Genomic DNA, 16,698 nt, shown 5'->3' with positions numbered 1-16,698 from the left:
TTTGTATTTTTGTTTTCATGAGACGTGATCTTTACGAAAAGCTACTCGAGTGGAAAGGGCGAAAATCGCATAAACCACTTATTATCCGGGGTGCACGCCAGGTAGGCAAAACATGGTTAATGAAACATTTTGGTAAAACAGAATATAAAAACGTAGCTTATGTTAATATGGAGAGTAATGCTATAATCCGTGATTTGTTTAAGCTAGACTTCAACATCGACCGCATTTTGTTAGGCCTTCAGATTGAGACCGGTATGCCTATCGATACGGATACCTTAATCATCTTTGATGAAATACAGGAATCACCCGAGGCAATTACCTCATTGAAATATTTTTACGAGAATGCTCCTCAATATGATATTATCTGTGCCGGATCGCTGTTGGGAGTAGCATTGACGCGCCATACGTCATTTCCGGTAGGCAAGGTTGAATTTTTAGATTTATACCCACTACGATTTTCCGAGTTTGCTGCAGCATTAGGAGAACATGCGCTCTTAACCCTGTTGGAGAATCCCGATTGGACACTCATTGCTGGATTCTCTTCTCGCTATGTGGAACTTCTGCGACAGTATTATTACGTTGGCGGGATGCCTGAAGCGGTAACTGCTTTTGCTAAAAACAAAAACTTCCAGCAAGTACGCGAGATACAAAAAAGAATTCTTGCCGCATACGAGCAAGATTTCTCCAAACATGCTCCTAGTTCGATCGTACCACGAATACGCATGCTATGGAACTCTATTCCAGCACAGCTGGCAAAAGAGAATAAAAAATTTATATATGGTATTATTCGGCAAGGTGCACGCGCCAAGGATTACGAGCTCGCGATCGCTTGGTTGATTGACTGTGGTCTTGTACACCGCGTGCATAATGTAACTAAGCCTGGTATACCGCTTAAAGCTTATGAGGATTTCAATTCGTTTAAAATATTTTTGGTAGATGTAGGTCTATTAGGAGCTATGACCGATTTAGATGTGCGCACTTTGCTAGAAGGCCAAGCGTTATTCCAGGAATTTAAAGGCGCATTGACAGAACAATACGTATTGCAAGAATTAACCGCCCGCGGAGACATGAGTATCTACTATTGGTCTTTGGAAAATTCGAGAGCCGAAATAGACTTTTTAATTCAAAAAAACGGCAAAATTATACCGATAGAGGTAAAAGCCGAAGAAAACCTGCAGGCCAAAAGCCTTCGCGTTTATTACGACAAGTATAAGCCCGACACAGCTATACGAACCTCTATGAGCAATTATCGAGAAGAGGACTGGATGACTAACATACCCTTGTATGCGCTAACAACAGCGCCCAACCTATTCGAGTAGCGAAACCCTACTCGCTCGTTAGGACAACCGGAGCATGTAGCAAAGCTTGTCGCCTTTCTTATCGGTGAAGAAAATGGCTACAAAAAAACTCCCGAGGTTCACACCCCGGGAGTTCACAGTAACATTAAACCAACAATTTACCAGTTACCGTCGTCGCCTTCGCCTTCTGCCTTCGAGAAGCCGACTCGTAAGGTAGCTTACCGCAGCGCCTACCACAGCAACCAAGGCCGTGTGCAAGAGATTGCTCCAGTCGAAACTGTTCCATATAGAACAGGCGGTACCACCAAGCGTACCAAATTGCACATTACTCATCATCCGCATCGCTTCCCTCCTTTCTTTCTGCTTCGGAGTCGCCTTTCCCGTCATCCATTACCTGCTCGATGATGCCCAAACCCACGGCGATGTATTTCAATACGCTCATGGCCTTGGCGGGGAGCTTGATCGGTGCCAGCAGTACCACCTGTACTGCCTGGCTGATTTTTCGGATGATCTTTTTCATCGCCCTTCCCGGATTAAAAGAAACACTTCATCTCCCCGATCCCACAAGCTGTAGACCAATGCTTTAAGTTTCGCTAAAGCTTTACGGCTCTCATCGCCCGTGCCTTGGCCCGTGAGCGTCTTGACAGGTGCAATACAGCCCAGCAATTGCTTCAGGGCATTGTTGGCTGCGTGGATCAAGATCGCTTCTCGACCTAAAACTGCAGGGATACCGATCTGCTCCCCATGCTTGGTATACTTTCGCTTTTCCAGCTTATAGCATCCCTCGGGGATACAACTCAAGCGCTGCAGATTGTTTCGCCAAGGTAGCTCGATCGTATGGCAGATTTTCTCACCGTCGAAATAAATCGTTCCATTGGTTCCCTGTTCTCCGTAAGTCCGTCGGAGAACAAAGGTGCTTTTCAATGCCATCTTATCTAACCACCATTGTTGCGTTATCACTCCAATCCCCGGTTCCCTGCGTGTTTAGTGCGCGCACCCGCACTTCATAACGTTCAGCTGCCGTCAGCGGTGCAATAATGTTGGCACGCGATGAGCTCGTCGCGAAGCGCTCACTCCACTCATTTTCGCCCTGCAGGCGGTATTGATACTCATACATCAACACATTCCGCTGTTTATCAAAATCCACCCTCACCTGCCCCGATTGCCTCCCGTCGCTGAGTTTTACACCTTCCACCTTTAACGGAGACTGGACGGAGCCGTTAGCGCCATTGGTCGGGAAGCCCGAACTTAACAAAGTCGATAAGTGTCCCTCTGCCACGCCATTTACATAATACGCCAGCTGGCGCAGCGCAGCCTCCAGCGGCAGGCGGCTTTCATTCTTGAGGGCTGTCTCCTCCGGTGAGCCGCGGCGTCTTGCAGCCGTTAGCTTCGCTGAGAAATCATCCAGCAGTCCTTGTACCGTTGCCAGTTCAGGCGTTGGTTGCTCGAAATGTACATTGTCTGTCATGGCACCGATAATCGTTGCACCGGTTACCATGAGCTCATCGTCTTTCATTCGTGTAAAGCCGATAAGCGCTTTAAATTTTATAGCCATTTTTTATGCTTTTTATGTTCTCCTCGCGAGATCGAACAGTACAAACGTAAAAAGCAACCCTGCCTCAAATGAACTTTTGATAGGATTTGATAGAAATTGATAAGATTTGATAAAATTTAACCGAAAAATGCCCCATTTTGTACCTATACATAGCGTCTACCGCATTGTAGTTGACGGCTGTGTCACGGTACAAAACGAACAATGCAAGGCACATCGTCGAGAAGTCCGGCAACAAATGCGTCCAATTACGGGACAGCGCACACCACTACCTGTAGTTGTTCAACAAGTCATCCAACAAAACTCACATGTATCTTGCAGGCATCGTCAACGCATAGTACATAACGCATATGTCCAGTGAAAACAGCAATAATACACCAGACATACCGGCTATGTCGTGGTACAAAACCGTTATATCACGTGCGTGCATCCACATGTATATGTACATAACGACACCGATTTCCGCCGAAAGAAAAGAACTATCTTTCCCAAAGTAGATAAAACGCGCCAAAACTATTATCAATGACTCCGCAAACATCCCCATTACGAAGCCAATGTAGCGCGGCGGTAAAAATATCGTAACAAATACACAAAATTTTCAATAAAGAACTATATTTACTGCCACTTATATAAAAATAACGTAATCGATTCCAACCATTTTTCGTTTTATCAGCAAATGAACGGGATAAAAAATAGCGACTACAACAAACTTGCTGATGAAGTCCTCATCAATCTTATTCGTCAAGACGACGAAAAGGCCTTTGCTGTCCTGTACGAGCGTTACAGTGGAGCCTTATATGTACATGCCTATGGACTGATCCAAAATCGGGAGGATACTAAAGATCTCCTTCAACGCGTCTTCACGAAGATATGGGATATAAGAGACACCTTGCATAGCGAAATCAATCTTTCTGCCTACCTCTACCAAATGCTCAAAAATATGTTCATCAATAGCTTGGCGCATAACAAAGTTATCGACAGATACCTCGACAACCTATCCGGGTATGCCAAAACTTATGTGGCAGATACCGACTATCGCATACGTGAAAAACAATTGCAGGCCTGTATTCAATCTGAAATCCAGCAACTCCCTCCTAAAATGCGGGAAATATTTGAACTAAGCAGAACAGCGTATCTCACGCATCGCGAAATTGCTGAAAAATTAGGTATTAGCGAAAAAACCGTAAAAAACCAGATCACCAATGCGCTTAAACTTTTAAAGTCGAGGCTTCCTCACCTGATATTTTTGTTAGTTCTATTCCAAGCACGACCCTAGTTATAAAAACTCAGTTTTAAGTTTTTTTTAAAAAATTGTAAATTCTTATGGGACTATCACAACAGTTACCTGTTTATATAAATGAAACTTCAATATGAGAGACGCGAATAAAAATATCAAAATAGATGCAGCACTCTTCCAACGATACGTCGAGGGCCGTTGTACCCCGGAGGAAAAGGCGCTCATTGATTCGTGGTATATCGAACAAAAACGTCTTTCTCCTTCCTTCGACCTAGAAGAAGATATGTTGATACAAGATCTACAGGAAGTGAAGGCCCGTTTACAGCAATACACCCAAGACAACCGTCGCCCTAAACCAAAAGAACAACGGAAGACGTGGCTGGCAATAGCCGCCTCTGTAATGCTATTGGGTATTTCTGTTTACTATTTCACGTCCCAAGAGAAAAATATCATACCGCAGCAACGGCCGGAGATCGTCCGCAGCGACACGCTCGCCGTTCCCCGCTCGCATTCTGTTAGATACGCAAAAACCGATGTTGCCCCCGCCCGGAGTGGTGCCATACTTATCTTATCCAACGGCGAGAAAGTCAATCTGGATGAGCGGCATGCGAACAACAAAAAAATCGATAAAAATCTAACTATTGACTTCAGCAAAAGCGGTCAAATAGCCTATCAAGGAGCCCCGTCCGACTATAGCACAAATGAAGTACAGACAAATACGATCGTCGTACCCAGAGGCCGCATTTATGACGTTATTTTGGCCGATGGTTCACGTGTCTCGCTGAATGCAGAAAGTAAACTTACCTTTCCAGTACATTTTAACGACATCAAAAATGACCTGTATCTCGAAGGAGAAGCCTATTTTGAAGTAAATAAAAAAGTTTCTGACGTTCAAGGTAAACGTCACTCCCGGGAATTCGTCGTACACACGGGAGAATCCGCGGTACACGTCCTGGGTACCAAATTTAACATCAAGGCATATCCGGCCGACAAGAGCAAAAGTTTTGTACTCGAAACTGGATCTATATCATTGTTAACACCAAGCAGTCCCACCGCATTATTAATCAAGCCGGGTCAAAGGGCAAGCCTGTCCAACGAATCGGACCTCCGTCTGGAAGAGGTCGACATCCGCAAGGAACTCTCCTGGAAAAATGGGGATTTTTATTTTGAGGACAATACCCTGCCAGAGATGTTAGATCAAATAACGCGTTGGTATAACGTCGAGGTCCAATATTTGGGTCCGGTCAATGAGCAGCGGTACATAAGTACCATCTCCCGCAATAAAACACTTAAAGAAGTACTTGAAATTTTAGAGAGTACGACAGGACTAACTTTTGACATCCAACAAAAAGGAAAAGAAAGGAGGCTCATGGTTATCCCCTAAACAGACTTAAAGACACTGTTTATTAGAAAAAACTAGGAGCGTTGGCGCGCCCCTAGCGACTGACTTTCTGATAAGCGATCATTCGTTTTGTATCAAATTATGAATTACGTGCCATTTCCGTATACAGGATATGTTACGACAAAAAATCAGCAATCAAATGTACCAATATTTTTTAGCTAATGAAAGGCAAAAGGCTTTGAAACTAACCGTTGAGGCCAACCGCTTTTTTAAAAACACACATAGATTACTCATGCGGTTTCAGTTATTCTGTCTATTTTTTCTTGTCATGTTCCTGCAGACGGCGTTAGGCGTAAATGCTCAACCAAAATTAAGCCTAGACGTACGCCAAGCATCTCTAGAAGATGTTTTACAACACATCCGCCAACAAAGCGGTTTAGATTACGTCATCCAGCCAGACCACATCAAGGCATTCACGCCACTAACCCTGCAACTTAAAGGCGTGGATATCAACACGCTATTGGACTTATGTTTTCAGGGTCAGCCTTTAACCTATAAAGTAACAAACAACACCATCATTGTTACCGGTCAGCAACAGCGCAGAACCATTACCGGAGTTGTTACGGACGCCAATAAAGTTCCTTTAGCAGGCGCAAGTGTCCGGCTCAAGGGCACTTCAAACCAAACCAGAACCGATGAAAAAGGCGTATTTCGCCTGGACAATATACCGAGAAACGCCGTCTTGGAGATACGTTATCTCGGATACGAGACCCGTCAGATCGATCTTAGCGCTACAGAGGCCCAGGAACTGGGACCGATCTTTATCCTTAAACAGCATACCTCGGCCATTGAAGAAATCACCGTGCAGGCCAATACCGGTTATCAGAAACTTGATCCCAGTAAAGCTACGGGATCAATGGTCGTTATTGATGAAGAAAAGATCAAAGAAAGCCCTGCACTCAGCTTAATGCAGCGATTAGAAGGGCAGATTTCGGGCGTGCAATTCGACATGAAATCAAATCGTCTACTTGTACGGTCACCAAATACGTTCAGCAATGCTACGAGCAGTCCATTAATCGTTATCGACGGTTTTCCTGCCATGCAGCAGCAACTGAGCACCAACCCGACAGGAGATGGCGGCAGGTTAACAGCCACCGACCACAGTCCCAGTATCCTGAACAATTTCAATCCCGATGATATCGCCAGTATAACGGTCTTAAAAGATGCCGCTGCCGCATCCATCTGGGGATCTAGAGCCGCGAACGGTGTTATCGTTATTGAAACAAAAAAAGGGCGCGCAGGACGCAACAGTGTCAACTTTACCAGTACACTCGGTATTTCTTCGGCACCAAGTATGCATAAACTAAAAACGATGGACGCTGCCGAATACATCGATTTTGAACGGGAAATGTTCGATAACAATTTTTATCCGGATCCATCAACTGCGTGGCGCTATGCCAACATCAGCGAAGCCTTGTCTATTATGTTCCAGGCGGAGCGCGGTGAAATCAGTATCAGCGAACGAGACGTCCTGCTCAATGAACTAGGCCAATTAAACAATCGGGAGCAAATCCAGAAAAATATATTACAATCGTCATTGACACAGCAGTACAACCTTTCGCTCAATGGCGCTGTGCAAGGGGCGCGGTATTATTTCTCGGCCGTACATGCAAACGATCGACCTATATTTAGAGAAAATAACGCGAAGAACACCGCGTTTACCTTCAATGTCAACAACGCCTATTTTAATAATAAACTAAACGTCGATATAGGCCTAAACCATACCATACAAAACAGTACGGTAAACAATGCTGCTCAAGCCGCTATCAGCCCAAGCGCTTTTGGCCTGCGACCATACCAGATGCTACGCGATGCGAACGGAAACAGCATCAGCCGGTACTACCGCTACACGCCAGATACCATGCAAGAGATGTTTGAAAGCAACGGCTATTTACCTTGGTCCTATAACCATATCGACGAGTTAAATTACAACGACGATCTTTATAACACCAACCTTACCCGTTTGACCGCAAACCTTAAGTACCGCGCGTTAAGCTGGCTGAATGCTTCCCTTTCCGGATCTTACCAGATCGGCAATCGCCAGATGGAGAGCCTACGCGACAAAGAGGGTTACTACATGCGTGATTTGATCAATGAAGGTACCTTATTGCAGAGCGGGAAGTTAGTGTATGGCGTCCCCATGGGCGGAAAATTCGTCACCTCCAATAGCAAATCAGATGATTATTCCCTTCGATTCCAACTCGACGCTTCAAAATCGTGGGATGGGCTACACAAGTTAGACATTTTTGCGGGAACGGAAATCCGGCAAACATTCCAAATGGGCTATACACAGACACGATTTGGCTTTGATAAGGACACCTACATGTCGACACCGGTCAATCCCCTAGGCAGTTATCAGACAGTGGAAGGAAGGAACATGAACTTCAATATCCAAGATGGTTATACCAACATCAACAGACAGCGCTTTCTGAGTTACTATGCCAATGGGGGCTATACGCTGATGGACAAATACTTTCTTACGGGAAGTATCCGCTTCGACGACGCCACCATCATCGGGATTGAACGTTCAAGGCGGGCAAAACCGTTCTGGTCTACCGGATTGCGATGGGATCTACAAAAAGAGGCGTTTCTGAGCGACAAAACATGGTTAAATCAACTTTCATTACGCGCCAGCCTCGGTACCGGCGGCTCTGTACCTTCCCAAGGAACATCGTTCACGGTTTACACTGCCAGTATCAACGATTCGTACACACAACTGCCCAATGGATATATCACCATCCCAGCCAATCAGATGCTTGGATGGGAAACGACCAATACGTTCAATACGGGTTTAGATATTTCCTTATTTTCACATCGCTTGAGAGCAACAGTAGACGTGTATCGGAAAAACTCCTACGGCATCGTCGCCCAGGTGCCTTACAACGCTACCTATGGCTGGACAACGCTGGCGTTCAATACGTCCAATATGAAAAGTAATGGTGTTGATCTACAGCTGTCTGGCGATATCATCCGGAGGGGAGCATGGAGGTGGGGAAGTGATATCAACATAGCCTATTCGACAAATGAGGTTACCGATACGCGTTTTCCACGAACATCCAATACACCGTCTGTCAATTCTACCCCTGTAGAAGGTTTCCCTATCGATCAGATGTTTGCCTATCAATGGGCAGGACTGGACAATAAGGGTCGTTCGCAGATTGCTGATGCGCAAGGAAACATCGTTGATGCCGACGGCTCCACGTTCGAATTCACGCCGGAAGATCTACGCTATATGGGCCGGCTGACAGCACCTTACTTTGGGGGTTGGACCAATACAGTTTCTTATAAAGATTTTACCCTGACCACCAGGATCACGATGATGCTTGGTCATAAAGTCCGTTGGAGAGAGGTAAACACGAGCAACTATCCAAATAACCCCGCCGGCTTCAGTGGCTTCCTGTCAAACAGCAAGGCCATGGTCGACCGTTGGCGTGAGCCGGGTGATGAGGCTACGACCAATATCCCGGGCGTAATCCATACGAACTTCAATAGCATCGACCGTTTTCAATTTGCTGATATCAATGTTATCGACGCGAGCAATATTCGATTGCAGCAACTTTCTCTAGGCTACCGCTTTCCATCTCATATGCTTCAACAGAACAAGGTCGTCAAATCGCTTACCTTAGGCCTTACCGCCTCAAACTTGGGGATCATCTGGAAAGAGACCGATCGAGATCTCGATCCGACATATATGTTCGACGGCTCGTACCAAAGCATGCGACCAACTCCAAATTTCTTATTCACCTTAGGTCTTGGACTATAAATCGGAAATCATGAAAAACAGCACTATCATAATAAATCTTTTCTGTTGTCTAGTACTCGCCGGTAGTTGTAGAGACTACGTCGAAATTGATCTCGTTGGGCAACGCGAATTAAAATATACAGACGATTATCAGAACATGCTCAACAACAGCACACAGGTAGAAGCATCATTTTACCTGCCCGTACTGGCAAGCGATGATATAAAAAGTGAAGACGAGGTTTATCTCAATCGTCTTTACAACGCCGATGCTGGCGCCTATACGTGGGCTGCAGACCTTGTTGGCGACAACAACGAAGATCAGGACTGGGCGCGATTGTACAATCAGATTTATAAGTTCAACCTGATCATAGACGAAGTGATGCAGAGCCAGAACGGTACTGAGCAACAAAAGAAAAGCATACTGGCTCAAGCCAAAGTACACCGTGCACTCAATTATTTCTATCTCGTAAATATCTATGCAAAGCAGTACGACGGCAGCACCGCATCCAGCGACCTGGGCGTCCCCTTGTTGACCAAGCCCGACCTGTATGCCAGATTGGACAGACAACCCGTAGAGGTCGTTTATACCCAGATCATCGACGATTTAACAAGTTCAATAGCAGACCTTCCCGCCTTGCCAAATTTTAATATCCTAGCCTCGAAGGCAGCAGCAAACGCGATCCTTGCACGTGTATACCTACAGATGCGCGATTATGCCGAAGCCATTCAATTTGCAGAAGCTGCGCTCAGCTATCAAAACGGCCTAGTGAACCTCAGCGATTATGTAGACGCGCCGAACACCTATCCCTACGTACTTTCGGATCCTGAAGAGATTTTTGTCAAAACACTGAGCAACAACTTACCGACGTTAGCGCTCAATCCGGAACTGCTATCGTTATTTGACGAAAGCGACCTACGTGTGAAACTTTTCACGGCCAGCGGCGATGCCTTTGCATGGAATAGTTTCGTTGGGACGGGCTACTGGAAGCACCGTATCATGAATCTTAACAGTAAAGTGACCAACGGTCCGACCGTTCCGGAGATGATGCTGATAAAAGCAGAAGTACTCGCCCGCGATGCCAATCGTTTCGCCGAAGCCCTTCCGATTCTTGACGAACTTCGCAGGCACCGCTTTTTAGAGGCAGATTTCACACCCATGCAAGGCACTATACAGCAAGACGTTTTAAGCAACGTGTTTGAGGAACGTCGTCGGGAACTCATGGCAAAAGGACTGCGCTGGTTTGACCAGAAACGACTGGCTAACGAAGGGTTCATTGGCACGAAGACACGTACTTTTAAGGGAGAGACATACACCTTGGAGCCTAACAGCAACCGTTATGTTTTTCCTATAGCCAGTAAATACATTGTGCTAAATCCTGAAATAAAACAAAATCCGAGATAATAGCACTGCAAACAGCAGAAGCTTAGGTGCGAACGGCCAGACGCTGACCGGCCGTTCGTTCTCCACGCAGCCTACGAACGTATAAGCTGCCTGTCTCGTACATTTAAAAAAATCAAAAAAATGACTACAAACAACGAACCGCCTATTATGCAGGTGATCGACCTTTCGCATAAATACAATATGCACTGGGCCGTAAAGGATATTAATCTGGAAGTGCGCCAGAATGGTATATATGGTCTTTTGGGTGCCAATGGAGCTGGAAAGTCAACGACCATGAACATCATGTGTGGCGTGCTCAACCAGAGCCACGGACAAGTACTGATCCGCGGAATAGACATGGCCACACAATCGGTGGAGGCCAAGCGGCATATCGGCTTCTTGCCCCAGCAGCCTCCGCTGTTACCGGAGCTCACGGTAGAAGAATACCTGATCCATACAGCAAATCTCCGTCTGATGTCCTCTGAAAAAATACCCGCGGCAGTGGACAACGTGCTAAACAAATGCAATATTTCTCATTTCCGAAAGCGCCTGCTAAAAAATCTCTCAGGAGGCTATCAACAACGCGTAGGTATTGCTCAGGCCATTATCCATGAGCCCGATTTCATCGTGCTTGACGAGCCGACCAACGGATTGGATCCCAACCAGATACTGGACGTTCGCCATTTAATCCGCGAAATTGCCCAAGAGCGTACCGTTGTCCTGTCTACGCATATCCTACAGGAAGTACAGGCGTTATGCGATCATATCTGGATGATCCACGAAGGGCGGATGGTCTTCTCCGGGTCGATGGAAGAGTTTGACAACCAGGTAGCACCAAATAGTGTAGTGGTCGGTATGATATCGCCGCCGTCCGTCGATTACCTACAAGCCCTTCCCCATGTTGTCGACGTCGAACCCATCGGTAACGTGCGGTTCCGTATCCGTTCGACAAACACCCAGGAGCTCATCCACCAATTAGTAGCATCCAGCGTAAAAGAAAAGTGGAACCTTATCGAAATCTTTTCGGAAAAAAGCTCCTTAGAAACCGTATTTGCTGAAATGACTAAAAAGAAGAGAAAAGCATAAACAACTCGCAAAGACATGAAAACAACTTTTAAAATAGCCAAAACAGAACTACAGGTTCTATTTTATTCTCCAGTTGCTTGGCTCATCCTCACGATATTCACTTTTCAGATCGGACTCCTTTTTACAAACAACTTCGATGGGCTCGTTCGCGTGCAATCCATGAATATCGACCTCGTTAATGCCACGCAAAGCCTCTTTTCTTCAGTATGGGGCGGCATTTTCCCAAAAGTACAAAGCTACCTGTACCTTTATATGCCGCTTCTAACAATGAGCATCATGAGCCGCGAATACAGTAGCGGCTCGATCAAGTTGCTGTATTCTTCCCCCATTAGCAACAGCCAGATTATTCTTGGCAAATATCTCGCACTGCTGTTGTTCGGCCTCGCCCTGACACTGACCATTGGCGTCTTTGTGTTATTTACCTCCACGACGCTGGTCAACGCAGACATCTACCCGATGTTGGTTGGCCTTCTAGGCCTATTCCTTTTGCTATCGGCCTATAGTGCCGTCGGCCTTTTCATGTCGTCGCTCACAAGCTACAACATCGTTGCTGCAATCGGTACGCTGTGTATTTTTGCGGCCATGAATTTCGCCCGTGGCCTTTGGCAGGACATCCCGTTCGTTCGCGAGGTTACCTACTGGCTGGCTATAAACGGCAGAACCGATACGTTTATCGCCGGGATGGTTACAACAGAAGATTTTTTCTACTTCCTGTTCGTTGACATACTGTTTATATCGTTTTCGATATTCAGGCTGCAAGCTGTAAGGAAAACCCAGTCAACCGCCATCCATCTGTTTAAGTTCGGCGGTATGGTCATGATCGTATGCGTATTGGGCTATCTCACCACCCTTCCGGCCCTGAAAGGCTACTACGACAGCACGTATCAGAAACGAAATACATTAACTCCATCCAGCCAGGCCATCATGGCCCAACTCGATGGAGGTTTCAAGATTACCACCTATGTGAACATGCTGGACGCCAATAATTTTATCGGCCTCCCCTCTTCGTATAAGGATGATGTCAGCAGGTTTGAAAAGTACATACGTTTCAAACCCGAAACAAAGATGGAATACGTTTATTACTACCACAACACCGAAAACCCTGTTTTGGATCGCCAATTTCCTACACTTAATCCCGAGGAGCGGCTAGACACCCTACGGAAATTCAACAAATGGAATTTCGATATCCTTCCATACAACGCTATAAAAGACCAAGTAGATCTATCCGGAGAGGACTACCGTTTTGTACGGGTATTAGAGCGGGAGAATGGCAGAAAAACCTTCTTACGTGTATACAACGATATGGTGCGCGTACCAACAGAATCGGAAATCAGCGCGGCCATAAAACGACTGGTGGTCGACCAACTTCCTGTCGTGGGCTTTGTCACCGGCCACGGCGAACGTGACAGCAGATCATCGCAGGACCGCGGGTACAAAACCATCACCCAGGAAAAGACGTTCCGTTACTCGATGATCAACCAAGGGTTTGATTTCAAGGAAGTCGATCTATCCCAACCCATTCCGCAAGATATCAATATCCTGATCATTGCGGAGCCGCGGCAACCATACGGCGAAATAGAATTAGCTCATTTGAACCAGTACATTGAAAGCGGACGCAATATGCTTTTAGCAGGCGAACCAGAACAAGCCGAGATATTCAATAAAATAGCCAAACCGCTCGGTGTTGCACTCGAGCCCGGCACACTGGTCAAAAACCAGGAGGCGTTGCAACCCGATCTGCTGGCACTCAAACCCACTTCGGCCGGCGTTGACTTTTCCTTTTACCTGGCTCCGATGATTCGCAGGGAAGAGGTCATTACGATGCCAGGCACTGCAGGAATCGCGATTGACGACAGTTCGCCCTTTGACGCCACCGTCATATTTGCTACAGACAGCGTCGGCACCTGGAACGAAATAGAGAGCAACAACTTTATCGATGCCAAGCCCGTCCTGCGTAAAGAAGCTAATGAGCGGGAAGGCAAACACCCCACGGTCGTCGCTCTATCTCGCCAACTGGGCGGCAGAGAACAAAAGATTCTTGTCACTGGCGACGCCGACTGGATCAGCAACAGCGAGTTGTTCGCGCAGCGTAATCAAATAACGGCCGCTAACTTCTCGTTAGTGAGCACGGCATTCTATTGGCTCAGTGATGGTGACGTTCCTGTCGACATGCGGCTGCCGGATCCTATTGATACCGCGCTGCGTATTGGCGAAAGCTCATGGACATATTTTAACATATTATTCAAAATCATCATCCCGTTGAGTATGCTGGGCATCGGCATCATCATATGGATCAGAAGAAGAGGAAGGTAACCATGAGTTTATTAGTCGACAAACAAACATTAGACGATCTGAGTATCTTTGCCCAACGTGGCAAAGCCTCCGTATTTCAGCTTTTTAATAATACAGCCACCGCCGGCGGTTCCGAATTGCTCGAAGAGTGGTTTACCTATCCCCTTTCCGACGCTGCAGCCATCGAAAAGCGAGCGGAAACAATAGGGTATTTTATCGACCACCCGACCACATTCCCGTTTGCATCCATCTGGTTTGACCAAGCACTGTTCTATTTGGATATGACCGATGAACGTAGCAGACTGCACGGTGGAAACAAGAGCTTCAAGGAACGTATACAATCGCTTCTGGGAGCAGACACCGAGTATAGAAAAATCGTATCAGGCATCAGCAGCTGCACGCAGATAATCCATCGTTGGAAAACATTGCTAGCAGACGCATCGACGGGCGCCGGCAGCCGCTATACCGAGCAGCTAGCCCAGTTTGCAACAACCCTACGAGAGACAGCCCTCGACGCCCTCCCATTAATAGATGAAAAGCAGCGGATAAAACGGGAGGACGTGATCCGGTACGACAATATTTTACGTTTCGAAGAAAAAGACGTATTCCGCCGTCTACTTCGGGACATCTACATGTTCGACGTATACCTTACCGCAGCTCAGGCGGCACGTGAACATGGTTTTTCCATGCCGTCGGTATATCAGGGCGAAATGGAAGAAGTAAGTTTCGACCATGTGTTTCATCCCCTTATTGAAGGTGCAAAAAGCAACAGCATCCTCATGGATAAGACGCATAATATCACGTTTCTTACCGGTGCCAACATGGCTGGTAAATCTACCTTCATGAAGTCTTTGGGTATTGCACTGTTCTTGGCGCATATGGGCTTTCCTGTTCCGGCCAGACAGCTTGTATTTTCGCCCCGAAACGGCCTTTATACTTCCATCAATCTGCCCGATAATATTCAAATGGGGTATAGCCATTTTTATGCCGAGGTGCTACGTGTCAAGAAGGTCGCCCAACAGCTTGCCGAGGGTAAAAAACTCTTTGTCATCTTCGACGAAATGTTCCGCGGCACCAATGTCAAAGACGCGTATGAGGGAACAGTGGAGATCGCATCCCGCCTGTACCAGCACCCCAGATGCCAGTTTGTTCTTTCCACGCACATTCTGGAAGCCGGCGAGCAACTCCGGCAGAGCCACCCCCATATCCAATACGTGTTTCTGCCCACCGTTATGAAAGACGGCTTACCGACGTATACCTATGCACTGCAGAAGGGTATCACGGAGGACAGGCACGGCATGGTCATCATCGAAAACGAAGGCATCATCGATTTGCTAACCCTCCAAAACCCGACACAGATATGAGCTTTATTACAGATACACAGACCCTGAAAGATCTGCATATTCTAGGAAAATACAGCCGAAACTCGGTCTTTTCGCTCTTCAATCAGACCAGCACATACGGTGGGGAACGCTTGTTGGAGAGCATGTTTAAAACGCCTCTTACCGATCGATCAGCCATACAGCACCGAAGCGCGCTCATTGCATTCTTCCGGCAACAGGAAGCCATATTCCGCATCGACCCGGCCGGCCTGGAGCTTGCACAAAACTTCGTGTCCGGCGTCACCAACCGGTCTTACGCCAAAAGTATATACACTATTGCACGGTTTGCCTTCCTCCGAAAAATGGGACTGCGTAAAGAAAGTCAGCACTTCGAGGACAGCGTCCGTGCCGTGTTGCGGCTGGCGACGGATCTGCGTCAATATCTGGTTGATCTGCACACTTCCGACACGCAAGACCTGATGGAGGGTACGCCTCTGGGACAGGCTTGGATACGCCAGACAACCGAACTGCCCCAGCTGCAAGAAGAGGTCGAATGGCACCAGCAGGGCCTCCCGGCGAGGCTAGCGGTGAAATGCGACTACTACTTGCGCGGTAAATGGGCTGACCACCTGCAGAACGCGTTGGAGATCGTTTACTATATCGATTGCTATCAATCCATTGCGCAGGTGGCCAACGACCGCGGATTTGTAGCCGCTGTTTCCCACCCCGCGGAAGAACAGGTCTTACATCTACGCAACGTATACCATCCCACCATTCCACATGCGATCGGAAACGACCTGCAGTATGACAAGGGCAAAAACCTTATATTTTTGACGGGCGCGAATATGGCGGGCAAATCCACCTACATGAAGAGTCTGGGTATTGCAGTCTATCTGGCCCATTTGGGATTTCCCGTTGCGGCTGAAGAGATGCATTTCTCCATAAAAGACGGACTCTACTCGTCCATCAATGTGGAGGACAATCTCAACCTCGGTCATAGCCATTATTACGCTGAAGTACTCCGCGTAAAAGAGATTGCCAAAGCCGTACACCAAGGCAAACGTCTTGTGGTCATTTTTGACGAACTCTTCAAAGGCACCAATGTCAAAGACGCTTTCGAAGCAACACTGGCCGTGACCCGTGCATTCCAGCAACATTTGTCCTGCCAGTACCTCATTTCCACCCATATCGTCGAAGTTGGCGAGCAGCTAGGCAGGGAGACGCCAGAAACACAGTTCCTATACCTGCCAACGGTCATGAACGGCCCCACACCAACCTATACCTACAAAGCAGAAAAGGGAATCAGCAGCGACAAACACGGTATGGTACTTATTCATAAAGAGCACGTGCTCGAACTATTAGAAAAAAGCAAAACAACAATTTAGA

13 protein-coding genes are annotated in these 16,698 nt (G+C 46.9%); 9 read left to right on the top strand and 4 right to left on the bottom strand.

Going from position 1 to position 16,698, the window contains the following annotated elements:
• Positions 1-17 precede the first annotated feature (17 nt).
• Positions 18-1,319, top strand: a complete 1,302-nt coding sequence (locus tag FXV77_RS09710) for an ATP-binding protein (RefSeq protein WP_148919037.1) — start codon at positions 18-20, stop codon at positions 1,317-1,319.
• Between the two features lie 144 nt (positions 1,320-1,463).
• Here FXV77_RS09710 and FXV77_RS22095 read toward each other — a convergent pair whose 3' ends face one another.
• Genes FXV77_RS22095 through FXV77_RS09695 form a run of 4 tightly spaced genes read right to left on the bottom strand, consistent with a single transcriptional unit; the run spans position 1,464 to position 2,853 of the window.
• Positions 1,464-1,634 (bottom strand): hypothetical protein, encoded by a 171-nt coding sequence (locus FXV77_RS22095; protein WP_187444083.1) that lies wholly within the window; start codon positions 1,632-1,634, stop codon positions 1,464-1,466.
• The gene (locus tag FXV77_RS09705) at positions 1,624-1,818 is read right to left on the bottom strand and encodes a hypothetical protein (RefSeq protein WP_148919036.1); all 195 of its coding nucleotides are present in this window, start codon (positions 1,816-1,818) and stop codon (positions 1,624-1,626) included. Before FXV77_RS09705 ends, FXV77_RS22095 begins: the two co-directional genes overlap by 11 nt.
• The gene (locus FXV77_RS09700) at positions 1,815-2,228 is read right to left on the bottom strand and encodes a DUF5675 family protein (RefSeq protein WP_148919035.1); all 414 of its coding nucleotides are present in this window, start codon (positions 2,226-2,228) and stop codon (positions 1,815-1,817) included. The genes FXV77_RS09705 and FXV77_RS09700 overlap by 4 nt, the downstream gene beginning before the upstream one ends.
• A gap of 1 nt (position 2,229) precedes the next feature.
• On the bottom strand, positions 2,230-2,853 hold the full coding sequence (locus FXV77_RS09695; RefSeq protein ID WP_148919034.1) for a fibronectin type III domain-containing protein: 624 nt from the start codon (positions 2,851-2,853) through the stop codon (positions 2,230-2,232).
• 673 nt (positions 2,854-3,526) lie between these two features.
• Here FXV77_RS09695 and FXV77_RS09690 point away from each other — a divergent pair.
• From FXV77_RS09690 to FXV77_RS09655, 8 genes are all read left to right on the top strand, one after another.
• A complete protein-coding gene (locus tag FXV77_RS09690) occupies positions 3,527-4,126 on the top strand; it encodes an RNA polymerase sigma factor (RefSeq protein ID WP_148919033.1) in 600 nt (199 codons plus the stop codon).
• Positions 4,127-4,220: 94 nt separating this feature from the next.
• Positions 4,221-5,471 carry a FecR family protein gene (locus tag FXV77_RS09685; protein ID WP_148919032.1) on the top strand — a complete coding sequence of 417 codons (1,251 nt, stop codon included), beginning with the start codon at positions 4,221-4,223 and terminating at the stop codon, positions 5,469-5,471.
• Between the two features lie 250 nt (positions 5,472-5,721).
• Positions 5,722-9,252, top strand: coding sequence for a SusC/RagA family TonB-linked outer membrane protein (locus tag FXV77_RS09680; protein WP_222867762.1), 3,531 nt, complete (start codon positions 5,722-5,724; stop codon positions 9,250-9,252).
• A gap of 10 nt (positions 9,253-9,262) precedes the next feature.
• Complete coding sequence (locus tag FXV77_RS09675) at positions 9,263-10,633, top strand: RagB/SusD family nutrient uptake outer membrane protein (protein WP_148919030.1); 1,371 nt, start codon at positions 9,263-9,265, stop codon at positions 10,631-10,633.
• Positions 10,634-10,753: 120 nt separating this feature from the next.
• A complete protein-coding gene (locus FXV77_RS09670; RefSeq protein WP_148919029.1) occupies positions 10,754-11,698 on the top strand; it encodes an ABC transporter ATP-binding protein in 945 nt (314 codons plus the stop codon).
• 15 nt (positions 11,699-11,713) lie between these two features.
• Positions 11,714-14,011 carry a Gldg family protein gene (locus FXV77_RS09665; protein ID WP_148919028.1) on the top strand — a complete coding sequence of 766 codons (2,298 nt, stop codon included), beginning with the start codon at positions 11,714-11,716 and terminating at the stop codon, positions 14,009-14,011.
• Positions 13,987-15,354 (top strand): MutS-related protein, encoded by a 1,368-nt coding sequence (locus FXV77_RS09660; RefSeq protein ID WP_246162392.1) that lies wholly within the window; start codon positions 13,987-13,989, stop codon positions 15,352-15,354. Before FXV77_RS09665 ends, FXV77_RS09660 begins: the two co-directional genes overlap by 25 nt.
• Positions 15,351-16,697, top strand: coding sequence for a MutS-related protein (locus FXV77_RS09655; RefSeq protein ID WP_148919027.1), 1,347 nt, complete (start codon positions 15,351-15,353; stop codon positions 16,695-16,697). Before FXV77_RS09660 ends, FXV77_RS09655 begins: the two co-directional genes overlap by 4 nt.
• The last annotated feature ends 1 nt before the right edge of the window (position 16,698 follow it).

This window comes from Sphingobacterium phlebotomi, from assembly GCF_008180195.1.
GTDB lineage: Bacteria > Bacteroidota > Bacteroidia > Sphingobacteriales > Sphingobacteriaceae > Sphingobacterium > Sphingobacterium phlebotomi.
The sequence above is the reverse complement of the archived record's forward strand: the minus strand, read 5'-3'. Positions and strand labels throughout refer to the sequence as shown.

Bases quoted from the DNA above. Each gene is read 5' to 3' on its own strand.
- FXV77_RS09695 (WP_148919034.1), bottom strand. From the start codon at position 2,853: ATGGCTATAAAATTTAAAGCGCTTATCGGCTTTACACGAATGAAAGAC.
- FXV77_RS09655 (WP_148919027.1), top strand. From the start codon at position 15,351: ATGAGCTTTATTACAGATACACAGACCCTGAAAGATCTGCATATTCTA.
- FXV77_RS09700 (WP_148919035.1), bottom strand. From the start codon at position 2,228: ATGGCATTGAAAAGCACCTTTGTTCTCCGACGGACTTACGGAGAACAG.
- FXV77_RS09680 (WP_222867762.1), top strand. From the start codon at position 5,722: ATGCGGTTTCAGTTATTCTGTCTATTTTTTCTTGTCATGTTCCTGCAG.
- FXV77_RS09690 (WP_148919033.1), top strand. From the start codon at position 3,527: ATGAACGGGATAAAAAATAGCGACTACAACAAACTTGCTGATGAAGTC.
- FXV77_RS09660 (WP_246162392.1), top strand. From the start codon at position 13,987: ATGGATCAGAAGAAGAGGAAGGTAACCATGAGTTTATTAGTCGACAAA.
- FXV77_RS09685 (WP_148919032.1), top strand. From the start codon at position 4,221: ATGAGAGACGCGAATAAAAATATCAAAATAGATGCAGCACTCTTCCAA.
- FXV77_RS09675 (WP_148919030.1), top strand. From the start codon at position 9,263: ATGAAAAACAGCACTATCATAATAAATCTTTTCTGTTGTCTAGTACTC.
- FXV77_RS09705 (WP_148919036.1), bottom strand. From the start codon at position 1,818: ATGAAAAAGATCATCCGAAAAATCAGCCAGGCAGTACAGGTGGTACTG.
- FXV77_RS09665 (WP_148919028.1), top strand. From the start codon at position 11,714: ATGAAAACAACTTTTAAAATAGCCAAAACAGAACTACAGGTTCTATTT.
- FXV77_RS09670 (WP_148919029.1), top strand. From the start codon at position 10,754: ATGACTACAAACAACGAACCGCCTATTATGCAGGTGATCGACCTTTCG.
- FXV77_RS09710 (WP_148919037.1), top strand. From the start codon at position 18: ATGAGACGTGATCTTTACGAAAAGCTACTCGAGTGGAAAGGGCGAAAA.
- FXV77_RS22095 (WP_187444083.1), bottom strand. From the start codon at position 1,634: ATGATGAGTAATGTGCAATTTGGTACGCTTGGTGGTACCGCCTGTTCT.